General features: G+C 58.4%; 6 protein-coding genes and 2 rRNA genes (1 of these 8 only partly in view). 3 read left to right on the forward strand and 5 right to left on the reverse strand.

What is annotated here, in order from left to right:
• The first annotated feature begins 205 nt into the window (after positions 1-205).
• From mksB to mksF, 3 genes are read left to right on the forward strand one after another with little or no spacing between them, the layout of a single operon-like run.
• Positions 206-1,486, forward strand: a complete 1,281-nt coding sequence (gene mksB, locus ACZ9BE_RS19905) for an Mks condensin complex protein MksB (RefSeq protein ID WP_160768349.1) — start codon at positions 206-208, stop codon at positions 1,484-1,486.
• Complete coding sequence (gene mksE / locus ACZ9BE_RS19910) at positions 1,476-2,177, forward strand: Mks condensin complex protein MksE (RefSeq protein WP_016773189.1); 702 nt, start codon at positions 1,476-1,478, stop codon at positions 2,175-2,177. Before mksB ends, mksE begins: the two co-directional genes overlap by 11 nt.
• A complete protein-coding gene (mksF, locus tag ACZ9BE_RS19915) occupies positions 2,174-5,014 on the forward strand; it encodes an Mks condensin complex protein MksF (protein ID WP_041480021.1) in 2,841 nt (946 codons plus the stop codon). The genes mksE and mksF overlap by 4 nt, the downstream gene beginning before the upstream one ends.
• 175 nt (positions 5,015-5,189) lie before the next feature.
• Here the strand turns inward: mksF and ACZ9BE_RS19920 are convergent, their stop codons facing one another.
• From ACZ9BE_RS19920 to ACZ9BE_RS19940, 5 genes are all read right to left on the reverse strand, one after another.
• Positions 5,190-7,493, reverse strand: coding sequence for a PqiB family protein (locus tag ACZ9BE_RS19920; protein ID WP_016773187.1), 2,304 nt, complete (start codon positions 7,491-7,493; stop codon positions 5,190-5,192).
• Positions 7,486-8,109 (reverse strand): paraquat-inducible protein A, encoded by a 624-nt coding sequence (locus ACZ9BE_RS19925; RefSeq protein ID WP_056790346.1) that lies wholly within the window; start codon positions 8,107-8,109, stop codon positions 7,486-7,488. Before ACZ9BE_RS19925 ends, ACZ9BE_RS19920 begins: the two co-directional genes overlap by 8 nt.
• Positions 8,096-8,755: a paraquat-inducible protein A gene (locus tag ACZ9BE_RS19930; protein ID WP_024014315.1), complete on the reverse strand. Its 660-nt coding sequence runs from the start codon at positions 8,753-8,755 to the stop codon at positions 8,096-8,098. The genes ACZ9BE_RS19925 and ACZ9BE_RS19930 overlap by 14 nt, the downstream gene beginning before the upstream one ends.
• Positions 8,756-8,901: 146 nt before the next feature.
• Positions 8,902-9,017: ribosomal RNA gene (gene rrf, locus ACZ9BE_RS19935) — 5S ribosomal RNA — on the reverse strand.
• Between the two features lie 154 nt (positions 9,018-9,171).
• Positions 9,172-11,259: ribosomal RNA gene (locus tag ACZ9BE_RS19940) — 23S ribosomal RNA — on the reverse strand (it continues 806 nt past the right edge of the window).

Below are 11,259 nucleotides of genomic sequence, written 5' to 3' on the forward strand. Positions count from 1 at the left end.
AAAGGTCGGCCACTTGTGGATAACGGAAAGTGCGCTGATTCTACCGCCCTTCGCACAAGATCGCTCGCTGTTGATCGATACCCCGCGCTGCGCTGCGCCGCTGCCCTTTGGCCAAAGAATGCGACAGCCCGTCCCGAGAGTGAATCGCCGCGCCTGTGATGCAGTACAATCGCCGCTTTTAATCGCCAACCAGCCGGCCATTCCGATGATCGAACCCAAGCGCGTCTTGCGCGCCCTCGCTGAACACTGGGCACTTCTGGAGCCACTGTGCGAGCACTTCGACCAAGGCACCCTGAGCCTCAACGAACTGCGCACGCAACTGGCCGCCCAACAACTCGATAGCACGCCGCAGGACATCACCAGCCTGCTCGACGTGTGGATTCGCCTCGATATTCTGGTTCCGGTGGCGAAAAGCCCGAACCGTTTCGAGCTCAACGCGCAGATCCACGACTTCCTCGCCTACCTGCGCCGCGAACACCGCCTCGGCCTGTGCCTGGAAATCGAAGCCTACCTGCGTCACCTTGAGCGTCTGGCCGGTTATATCCAGGACGCTTTCGACGTCCGTGACGGCAACGATCTGGCGCGCCAGTTGCGTTTGCTCGACATGCGTGTGCGCGACGTACTGAAGAAACTCGACAACGATGAACAGGCCCTGGTGGCCGTGGCCGAACGGGCGAAGACCAGCGACCGGCAGATTCCGCTGCGTCAGCGTTACGCCGAAGTCCTGGCGACGTGGGACGAATACGTCGAGCCGATGATCGATCTGGTCAACGCCGATGGCGCCTTCGAACAAGGCGTGCGCAAGGTCGAAACCGTGCTGCTGAAGATGCTCAGCGAACAGCAGCGCCTCGGCCATCTGGTCGATGACGACATGCTCCTGCGCACCCACGCGCGCATCCTCGAAATGCAGACCAGCGCGCAACTGACCCTGCGCCATGCCCGCGAACTGCTGCTGCCATTGCGTGAAGAAGCGCGTCGGCACAACGCCGTGACCCGTGGCGCCGCACTGGCGCTGGCGGCGATCCGGCGTAAAGGCATCGACGCCGTGCCGCAAGCGGCGATGCCACTGTTCACCCGCCCGCAAAGCACCTTCCTGGGCAGCGCCAGTCAGGTCGAAGCCTACGTCTACGCGCTGGCGCGTTTCGAGCCGAAACCGGCGCGCTTCCCCAAGGCGCACAAAACCCAGAAGGCTGGCGACGCCCCACGTGCACCGCGCACCGTGCGCGAGATGGTCGATCGTTGCGAAGAGTCCCTGCCGATGCCGGACCTGATGACCTGGCTGCTGGAGCAGGAACCGGACGGCGCCACCGACGAATTGCTTTACTGGTTCTCGCGCCTGTCGCGGGAAAAACGCTTCAAGCGCGAGCGTCTGGAACGCCGCGAATACCATACTCACGAGCACCAGGTCAGCCTGCGCTCCTTCGCCCTGCTCTCGGCCAGCGATACCGCCGCCGAGGATTCTGCGAGCATCCCAAATGCATCTTGATCTTTCCGAACTGTCGCAACTGGCGCCGATCTTCCGCGAGTTGTTCAAGGGTTACCACGTCAGCCGCCGTGATCCTGAGCTGTACGCACAACTGTCGAACTTCCAGGATCAGTACCGCACGCTGTTCAAGGCGCTGGGCTTTGAACTGGTCTGCGACACCCGTGGTTTCTACTATTTCGTGCCGGACATGGCCGCCGCAGCGGTGAACAAGACCGCCCAGCGTCTGGCGCTGTTCACCTTCATCCTCGTCGAGCACCTGGCCGATCAGGGCCGCGACCCGATTGCCGTGCTCGACGGCGGCAGCCTCGGCCGCGAAGAATTGCCGTCGCTGCTGGACAAGTACCGCGACCTGTTCATCCAGGCCGAAGTGCAGACTGTTGAAGAACTCGAAGAAAAGATCATGCGCCGCATGACTCAGCTCGGTTTCGCCGGCGAAGAAAACGGTGTCTACCGCTTCCTGCCGCCGATGCACCGTTTCCTCGACGTGTGCCTGTCGGTACAACAGGACCGCGACCTGGCAGCCAGCGTCCACAGCGTTCTGCCGCTGCCGGCGCCGGTGCTGATCGACGAAGAAGCTGAAGCGAAATTCCTCGAAACCGACGATCCGCTCGATCTTTCCGAATTTGAAGAAGAAAGCGAAGAAGACGCACTGGCCCGCGCCATTGCCGAAGAACAGGAGTCCGATGCATGAGCCAGGAACGCTACGGCATCCGCCGCTTTGCCCTTTTGAACACCGCCGGTTACAGCCTCGGTCTGTTTCCGCTGGAAGAACCGCTGTCGGTTTACGGCGCGAACAACCTCGGCAAGTCGGCGTCGATCAACGCTTTGCAGTTCCCGATTCTGGCACGCATGTCGGACATGAGTTTCGGTAAATACAGCCTCGAACAATCGCGGCGCTTCTACTTCGCCTCCGACACCAGTTATATCCTCGTCGAAGTCAACCTGCCCCACGGCCCCCACGTGATCGGCGTGGTCGGTCGCGGCCCGGGCGGCGGTTTCGGGCACCAGTTCTTCGCCTACGCCGGCAAGCTCGACCTGGCGCATTACCAGAAAAACGACACCTGCCTGCGCCAGAAAGAACTGTTCAGCAATCTCGAAAAAGAAGGCCTGAAAGCCTACGAACTCAAGCCGGATGAACTGCGCCGCTTGCTGGTTGGCGGCCACACGTCAATCCCGCTCGACCTGACCCTGATCCCGCTGCGCTCCACCAGCGAGCAAAGCCTGAAGACCTTCCGCGCGTTGTTCATCAACCTGCTGCACATGCGCGAAATCACCGCGGCCAAGCTCAAGCAACTGTTCCTCGATGCCTTCGAACACAGCCTGCGTTCGGGCAGCGTCGATTACATCGCCGCGTGCGAAGAAGCCTTCCGCGATGTGCGGCGCATGGAGCAGGACTACAACTCGCTGGTCGCCGCCGGCCCGTTGGTTGAAGCGCTGGCCAACGGCGTGAAACAGCGCGACGTGCTGCGCGGCAAACTGCATCGCCTGTCGCCGCTGCTCGATTCCTTGCTCGGCACCTGGTCGGACTACGCCACGGCGCGCAAGGAAGAGCTGACCATCCAGGCCGAGCACTACCGTCGCGAGCAGGACGATCTGCAGAACGATCAACGCGGTGGTACTCAGGAACTGATGCGTCTGGAACGGGAAATTTCCGGTATCCAGCGCTGGCTCGGCGAGCTGTCGGTGCTGAAGAACCGCTTTGCCCTGGTCGATGACGTCAAAGTGCTCGAGCAACAATTGCTCGCCGCCAAGGATGCACACGACGAACTGGCCGGTGCCTTGGCGCAGTCGCGTCAGTTCAGCGCCGAAGATCTGGAAGAGCGTCTGCGCGATCTGGAAAAACGCCTGAAGTCGGTGAAGCAACAACTCGATCACGCCGACAACAACAGCTACGCCCGCCTGCGCGAAGAGTTCTCGCAGCAGGACGTCGAGCGCCTGATGCGCCTGTTCAACAGCGCGCTCTTCAGCCTGCCGCTGGGTGAACACGGCATCACCCTCGACGAGAACGGTGAGTGGGTCAAATCGGTCGAGCTGATTCTTGATGGCTTCAAGGGCGAGCGCTTCGAAGTGCCGGGCCTGTCGATCGACATCTCGCACATTGAGCCGCCTGCCTTGCAGGCTCTGGCTGACCGCGCCGCGTTGCGCGATCAGAAAGAGCGTCTGGAAAAAGAGCTCAAGCAACTGAAAACCCAGCAGGCCGTGGCCGCCGACCGCGCCGCGAGCAAGACCCAGACCGAAGCGCTGTACCAGCAGGTGCTGGACGCACAGAAGGCGCTGGAAGATTTCCGTCGCACCCAGACGCTGAGCGCCGAAGAAAGCGACAAGCTTGAGCAACTGGCGCAGATGGAAGCCGCGCAGGACGAACTCAAGCGCTCCAGCGATGCGTTCACCGAGCGCGTCCAGCAACTGTCGGCCAAGCTGCAACTGGTCGGCCGGCAGATCGCCGATATGGAGGCCAAGCAACGCACCCTCGACGACGCGCTACGTCGTCGTCAGTTGCTGCCAGCGGATCTGCCGTTCGGCACGCCGTTCATGGATCCGGTCGATGATTCGATGGACAACCTGCTGCCGCTGCTCAACGATTATCAGGACAGCTGGCAGGGCCTCCTGCGTGCCGATGGCCAGATCGAAGCGCTGTATGCGCAGGTGCGTCTGAAAGGTGTGGCCAAGTTCGACAGCGAAGATGATATGGAGCGGCGTCTATCGCTGCTGATCAACGCTTACGCGCACCGCACCGATGAAGCCCTGACCCTCGGCAAGGCGCGGCGCGCGGCGGTCACCGACATCGCCCGCACTCTGCGCAACATCCGCAGCGATTACGACAGCCTCGAGCATCAACTGGCGCTGTTCAACCGCGAGATCAACAAGCGGCAGGTTTCCAACCTGCAGAGCTTCCGCATCGTCCTCGCACCAAACAAGGAAGCACTCAAGCACATCGACCAGATCATCCACAGCGCCGGGCAATATGAGGAAGGCGAAACCCTGTCGGTGTTCGATCTCAGCCAGAGCGCCGAGCAGGACAACAAGAACGAAGAGGCCAAGGAATATCTGGCGCGGCTGGTGGCAGCGAACCACAACCAGCTCGGCCTCAAGGACTTGTTCGAACTGGCCTTCGAGATCACCAAGGTCAACGGTCAACCAGTCATCCACACCGACATCGACGGCGCGGCCTCCAACGGTACGACCATGACCATCAAGGCGCTGACCAACATGTACTTGTTGCTGCACTTGATGGATCGCGATCTGGCCGGCCGCGTGCGTCTGCCATACTACCTCGACGAGGCGGCGGACATCGACGAGAAGAACCAGGCGGCGCTGCTGGAAACCAGTCTGCAACTGGGCTTCGTGCCGATTCTCGCAAGTGTGAAGCCGCAGGTCTGCGCCAGTGTCGCAATCGACCTGGAAGGCGGCAGCGGCCCGGCCGGGATCTACATCGATGAAGCGGACTGGAAGTACATCCGCCGCCATGATGTGGTCAAGGCCACGCTGAATGTGCAGGCGGATGAGCCGGAGCTGGATGCGGTTTGATCGGCTTTAGCTGAAGGCAAAAAGGGCCGCGATCTGCTGGGATCGCGGCCCTTTTTTATGGAGTGGATTTTGTGTTGATTTGGCTGGCCCCTTCGCGAGCAGGCTCGCTCCCACAATTGGAATGCGTTCCCCTGTGGGAGCGAGCCTGCTCGCGAAGGCTATTCAATAGGCGCCACTACTTACCCAGCTGAATCTTCGGCGCCCAGGTCAGCCATTCATCCTCGAACTTGTCGAACAACGGGAACGTCTGCTCGGCTCGCGCCGGATTGCCCATGCGCTCGCCATCCGGGGTGGCGAAGGCAATGCCACCCTGAATCAGTGTCTCCAGCGACTCGGTGCGCACCGTCACGCCCTTGAACAACCCATAATCGAAGCCCACGCCGCTGGTGTTCCAGAAGCGGCTGCCGCTACGCACCAGTGGCGCGTACTTCGGCTCGATCAGGATGTGCACCAACACACGGTCAGCCGTTTGGCCCAACTCATAACCGGTGACCTTGCCAACCGTGATTTCACGGTAGGTCACTGGTACGCCGGGCTTCAAGGAACCGCGACGTGCGGCGCTCAACACCAGACTCAGACCCGCTTCTTGCTTGGTGACTTCCGGCGCCTCGGCCAAGGCAACGAAGTTCTTCTGCGGGCCGAGATTTTTCGCTGCCGGCTGGACTTCGATGTATTTACCGGTGACCAGCGTTTCCAGATTCTGCGTCTTGATCAGGCCCAGCTCCGGCTTGACCACCCAGAACTGACTGCCGACTCGCGCGATCTTCTCCGGCACTTCAGTGATGCGAGCGGTGAGGATCACCGACTGCATGTCGTCGGTCAGATCGACGCTTTCAATCTTGCCTACGTCCAACCCCTTGAAACGCACTGGTGTACCGCTGCTCAAACCGTCGGCGCGATCGACTTTGATGGTAACGACCGCACCTTTCTTGTTCGCCTCATCGTGATCGGCGAACAGACGGAAGCGCGGGATACGTTTCTTCAACGGCGCATTGGCTTGTGGGGTTTCGAAGGCAATACCACCGGCCATCAGGGTTTGCAGGGATTCACTCTTGACCTGAATGCCGCCGGTCAAGCCACCCGTGAGGGTAATGCCGCTGACGTTCCAGAAGCGCGTCGAGGCGTTGACCAGGTTTTCGTATTCCTTCTCGATGTGCACGCCGATGACCAGCTGCTTCTTGGTTCGGGAGAACTGGTAGCTCTGCACCGAACCGACCTTGACCTGCTTGTACAGAATCGGACTGCCGACATCGATCGAGCCCAGCGAATCGGTAAACAACACCAGATGCAGGCCTGGCGAACGCAGGTCCAGCGGTGGTGCTTTCGGTCGCGCCTCGAATTCGCGTTTCGGCGCAGCGCCTTTATCGCCCGGACGCACGGCGATGTAGTTACCTTTCACCAGCGCCTCCAGGCCGGTAATACCGGCAAGGGATATCGACGGCTTGACCACCCAGAACTGCGTGCCCTCAACCAGATAGTCTTCGGCCAACGGATCCAGAGTCAGCTCGGCTGTTGCACTGTTCAGGTCCGGATCGACTTTGAGCGCTTTCAGGTTGCCGACCTGAATGCCTTTGTACATCACCGGCGTGCGACCGGCTTGCAGGCCCTCGAAATCGCTGAGTTTGACCTTCACGCGAATGCCGGCAGCGGCAGCGTCGAAGTCTTCATAGAGACGGAATGGCAGGCTCGGGTCGGTCGCCGGACTGTCCTTGCGATTCTCCGGCGTGGCGAAGGCGATGCCCCCAGCGACGATGCTGGCCAGGGATTCACTGCGCACTTTCACGCCGGACAGGTTAGCGTCGATGCTGATGCCGCTGGCGTTCCAGAAACGAGTATGTTTGCGCACCAGTTTGGCGTAGGTCGGCTCGATGAACACCTTAAGTTCAACGGTGCTCTGATCCTCGGACAGCACGTAGCTTTTGACCTGACCGACCTTGATCTGTTTGTAGAACACCGGGCTGCCGCGATTCAACGAGCCTAGGCGATCGGCCTTGATGGTCAGGTGCAGACCGGGCTTGGCGTCGGACAGCGGCGGCTCTTCGGCCAAAGCCTTAAACTTGCGAACCGGCTCGCCTTCACCGGGACTGATGGCGACATAGTTACCCGAGACCAATGTTTCCAGACCGGTGATACCGGCCAGGGTCACGCTCGGTTTGACCAGCCAGAACCGCGTGCTGGTCTTCAGGTACTGCTCAACATCCTTGTTCATCTCGATGGTGGCGATAACCCCTTTCGAGTTGCCCTCATCGTCCAGCTTGAGCGTCTTGACCTTGCCGACCGGCATGCCTTTGTAGACCACTTCAGTCTTGTTGGCCTGGATGCCTTCGCCGCTTTCAAAGCGCACCTGAATCTCGATACCGGTCTCGGAATAAGCACGCCAGCCGAGCCAGCCGCCGATGATCAGCGCGATCAGAGGCAGCACCCAAATGGCCGACCAGTTCGAAGCCGGTCGGGTTTTCGCTACAGGCAAATCAGTCATGGTCGTCGTCCGACTCCGTGTTATCCCAAATCAGTCGGGGATCGAAAGTAACTGCGGCGAGCATCGTCAGAATCACCACAGAGGCGAAGGCGACGGCGCCCAGATTGGCTTCGACACTGGCTATCCGGCCGAAGTTGACGACCGCCACGAGAATGGCGATCACGAAAATATCGAGCATCGACCAGCGGCCAATGAACTCGATGAAACGGTACATCCAGATACGCTGACGGGCCGACAATGGCTGCCGACGCTGCACGGAAAACAGCAGCAGCGCGATGCCAACCAGTTTGAACGTGGGCACCAGAATGCTGGCGATGAACACCACGGTGGCGATCGGGATCATGCCGTGCTGAACCAGTTCAATCACGCCGGACATGATGGTGCTCGGTTCACCCTGGCCCAGAGAACTGACCGTCATGATCGGCAAGACATTCGCCGGAACATAGATAATGGCTGCCGTGATCAACAGCGCCCAGGTGCGGGTCAAGCTGTTGGGGCGGCGAGCGTGAACCTGCGCGCCGCAGCGGGTACAGCTCTGCTCGTCGACGTCAGCTTCCTGCTTGTTCAGCTCGTGGCATTCGGTGCACACCAGAATGCCCGCATCAATCGCCCGCATGGGCATCCTCTCCTGATAATGCCTGCCAGATCTGATGCGGTGACATCACCACCTCCAGCCAGACTTGCACCAATAACAAGCCAATGAAACATGCCAGCCCGAGGCCGACGGTAATTGCTGCCATATCCGCCAGCTTCACGATCGCGACAAGCACGCCCATGAGGTAGACCTCGAGCATGCCCCAGTCTCTGAGGTGGTGGTAAATACGATAGAGCAACAAGCCATAACTACGGCCGACATTGAAGCGGATCGTCAGTAGGACAAACAGCTGGCACAACAACTTCAGTAACGGTATGGCCATGCTGCAAAGGAAGACGACGATCGACACACCTTGCATGTCGGTGCTGAACAGGCCGACTACGCCACTCCAGACCGTATCCTGCGAGGATTGCCCGAGGATATTGAGTTGCATGATGGGTAAAAAGTTTGCCGGCACGTAAAGTAATAACGCGGCAATCACCAGGGCGAGGCTGCGCTGCACCACGTTATGGCGATGGGCGTACAACTCATAACCACAACGCGGGCAGAGTGCTTTCTCACCATGGGCAAGTGTCGGCTTGCGCATCAGCAGGTCGCACTCGTGGCAGGCTATCAAGTCTTCCAGCGGTAAATCTGACAGCCCGGGGGCGTCAACCGATTCTGACATACAGGCTCTGGCTCCGATAAAGATGGGGCTATTCTAGTGTTCTGCTTCGAAAATAACTGTGCAATTTTGTTCGCCATAGCGCTGAAACTTTCTCGCAGGCAAAACAAAACCCCAACTGCTTTCGCAATTGGGGTTTCGGAATTTAATCTTGACGATGACCTACTCTCACATGGGGAAACCCCACACTACCATCGGCGATGCATCGTTTCACTGCTGAGTTCGGGATGGGATCAGGTGGTTCCAACGCTCTATGGTCGTCAAGAAATTCGGGTACTGACTCGGGACCAGACGGCCTCGCTTCAGCAAATTGGGTATGTGACAGCTAGGTGTTTGTGAATTTCGAACTTTCGGTTCGTTTCGTCTTCACACACCGCAATCTGGCGCCTTTTCAGGTCAGCAAATTGCTTGGGTGTTATATGGTCAAGCCTCACGGGCAATTAGTATTGGTTAGCTCAACGCCTCACAGCGCTTACACACCCAACCTATCAACGTCGTAGTCTTCGACGGCCCTTCAGGGAACTCAAGGTTCCAGTGAGATCTCATCTTGAGGCAAGTTTCCCGCTTAGATGCTTTCAGCGGTTATCTTTCCCGAACATAGCTACCCGGCAATGCCACTGGCGTGACAACCGGAACACCAGAGGTTCGTCCACTCCGGTCCTCTCGTACTAGGAGCAGCCCCTCTCAAATCTCAAACGTCCACGGCAGATAGGGACCGAACTGTCTCACGACGTTCTAAACCCAGCTCGCGTACCACTTTAAATGGCGAACAGCCATACCCTTGGGACCGGCTTCAGCCCCAGGATGTGATGAGCCGACATCGAGGTGCCAAACACCGCCGTCGATATGAACTCTTGGGCGGTATCAGCCTGTTATCCCCGGAGTACCTTTTATCCGTTGAGCGATGGCCCTTCCATACAGAACCACCGGATCACTAAGACCTACTTTCGTACCTGCTCGACGTGTCTGTCTCGCAGTCAAGCGCGCTTTTGCCTTTATACTCTACGACCGATTTCCGACCGGTCTGAGCGCACCTTCGTACTCCTCCGTTACTCTTTAGGAGGAGACCGCCCCAGTCAAACTACCCACCATACACTGTCCTCGATCCGGATAACGGACCTGAGTTAGAACCTCAAAGTTGCCAGGGTGGTATTTCAAGGATGGCTCCACGCGAACTGGCGTCCACGCTTCAAAGCCTCCCACCTATCCTACACAAGCAAATTCAAAGTCCAGTGCAAAGCTATAGTAAAGGTTCACGGGGTCTTTCCGTCTAGCCGCGGATACACTGCATCTTCACAGCGATTTCAATTTCACTGAGTCTCGGGTGGAGACAGCGCCGCCATCGTTACGCCATTCGTGCAGGTCGGAACTTACCCGACAAGGAATTTCGCTACCTTAGGACCGTTATAGTTACGGCCGCCGTTTACCGGGGCTTCGATCAAGAGCTTCGCGTTAGCTAACCCCATCAATTAACCTTCCGGCACCGGGCAGGCGTCACACCCTATACGTCCACTTTCGTGTTTGCAGAGTGCTGTGTTTTTAATAAACAGTCGCAGCGGCCTGGTATCTTCGACCGGCATGAGCTTACGGAGCAAGTCCTTCACCCTCACCGGCGCACCTTCTCCCGAAGTTACGGTGCCATTTTGCCTAGTTCCTTCACCCGAGTTCTCTCAAGCGCCTTGGTATTCTCTACCCAACCACCTGTGTCGGTTTGGGGTACGGTTCCTGGTTACCTGAAGCTTAGAAGCTTTTCTTGGAAGCATGGCATCAACCACTTCGTGTTCTAAAAGAACACTCGTCATCAGCTCTCGGCCTTAAGATCCCGGATTTACCTAAGATCTCAGCCTACCACCTTAAACTTGGACAACCAACGCCAAGCTGGCCTAGCCTTCTCCGTCCCTCCATCGCAATAACCAGAAGTACAGGAATATTAACCTGTTTTCCATCGACTACGCTTTTCAGCCTCGCCTTAGGGACCGACTAACCCTGCGTCGATTAACGTTGCGCAGGAAACCTTGGTCTTTCGGCGTGGGTGTTTTTCACACCCATTGTCGTTACTCATGTCAGCATTCGCACTTCTGATACCTCCAGCAAGCTTCTCAACTCACCTTCACAGGCTTACAGAACGCTCCTCTACCGCATCACCCGAAGGTGATACCCGTAGCTTCGGTGTATGGTTTGAGCCCCGTTACATCTTCCGCGCAGGCCGACTCGACTAGTGAGCTATTACGCTTTCTTTAAAGGGTGGCTGCTTCTAAGCCAACCTCCTAGCTGTCTAAGCCTTCCCACATCGTTTCCCACTTAACCATAACTTTGGGACCTTAGCTGACGGTCTGGGTTGTTTCCCTTTTCACGACGGACGTTAGCACCCGCCGTGTGTCTCCCATGCTCGGCACTTGTAGGTATTCGGAGTTTGCATCGGTTTGGTAAGTCGGGATGACCCCCTAGCCGAAACAGTGCTCTACCCCCTACAGTGATACATGAGGCGCTACCTAAATAGCTTTCGA

Source organism: Pseudomonas sp. TE9122, from assembly GCF_056278925.1.

Bases quoted from the DNA above. Each gene is read 5' to 3' on its own strand.
- mksB (WP_160768349.1), top strand. From the start codon at position 206: ATGATCGAACCCAAGCGCGTCTTGCGCGCCCTCGCTGAACACTGGGCA.
- mksE (WP_016773189.1), top strand. From the start codon at position 1,476: ATGCATCTTGATCTTTCCGAACTGTCGCAACTGGCGCCGATCTTCCGC.
- mksF (WP_041480021.1), top strand. From the start codon at position 2,174: ATGAGCCAGGAACGCTACGGCATCCGCCGCTTTGCCCTTTTGAACACC.
- ACZ9BE_RS19920 (WP_016773187.1), bottom strand. From the start codon at position 7,493: ATGACTGATTTGCCTGTAGCGAAAACCCGACCGGCTTCGAACTGGTCG.
- ACZ9BE_RS19925 (WP_056790346.1), bottom strand. From the start codon at position 8,109: ATGCGGGCGATTGATGCGGGCATTCTGGTGTGCACCGAATGCCACGAG.
- ACZ9BE_RS19930 (WP_024014315.1), bottom strand. From the start codon at position 8,755: ATGTCAGAATCGGTTGACGCCCCCGGGCTGTCAGATTTACCGCTGGAA.